Raw genomic sequence first — 748 nt, forward strand, 5'->3', positions numbered from 1 at the left:
CGCACCGCCCGGGCGAGGAGCACCTCGAGGTGACGCTGTGGGCTGACCCCGCCCGCGGCGGCTACGCCAAGCTCGTGACCGCAGGAGGAGTGCTGCGCGGGTTCGTCTCGGTGGGTCTGCCCCGGGTCGGCGCCGAGCTCAGCCTCCTCTTCGAGCGGGGCTCGGAGCTGCCGGCGGACCGGTCGAGCCTCCTGCGTCTGGACGCCCCGGATGCGGGCGCCGCGGCGACCGGCGATCCGTTCGCCCCCGATGCCACGGTCTGCTGGTGCAACGGCGTGACGGCGGCGGTGATCACCGATGCGGCTGCGGCGGGACACGGGACGGTCGCCTGCGTCGGGCGGGCGACCCGCGCCGGCACGGGCTGCGGCGGCTGCACCGGTCGTATCGCCGAGCTGCTCGCGCGGACGGCGGTCCCCGCCTGATCGCCGCGAGGACCGGGCCTCGCCGCCTCAGCGGTCGAGCGCCTCCGCGAGGCGCCGGGTGACCGCCCGCAGTTCGAGCTCGACCCCGCGGACGCGCTCGTCGAGAGCCGCCGCGGTGTCGGCGGCCTGCTCGGCGGCCGTCGCACCCGCCGCCTCGGACGAGGCGCGGTCGGCCGCGACCGACGCGCTGAGCTCGTCCAGCGCCGCCCGGAGGCCCGCCGACTCGTCGCGCAGCACTCCTCCTGCGGTCACGAGCTTGGCGTAGCCGCCGCGGGCGGGGTCAGCCCACAGCGTCACCTCGAGGTGCTCCTCGCCCGGGCGGTGCG

The 748-nt window shown here is 77.8% G+C and carries 2 protein-coding genes; one reads left to right on the plus strand and one right to left on the minus strand.

Annotated elements, in window-relative coordinates; all coding sequences use genetic code 11:
• The coding region (locus C5C74_RS16935) for a (2Fe-2S)-binding protein (protein ID WP_181134737.1) at nucleotides 1-422 on the plus strand (422 nt) is incomplete at its 5' end.
• Between the two features lie 27 nt (nucleotides 423-449).
• Here the strand turns inward: C5C74_RS16935 and C5C74_RS16940 are convergent.
• Nucleotides 450-748 (minus strand): hypothetical protein (locus C5C74_RS16940; protein ID WP_219813505.1); only part of this gene is annotated, 299 nt, incomplete at its 5' end.

The sequence above is a fragment of the Rathayibacter sp. AY1E8 genome (assembly GCF_002931415.1).
In the GTDB taxonomy this organism is placed as follows: Bacteria; Actinomycetota; Actinomycetes; order Actinomycetales; family Microbacteriaceae; genus Rathayibacter.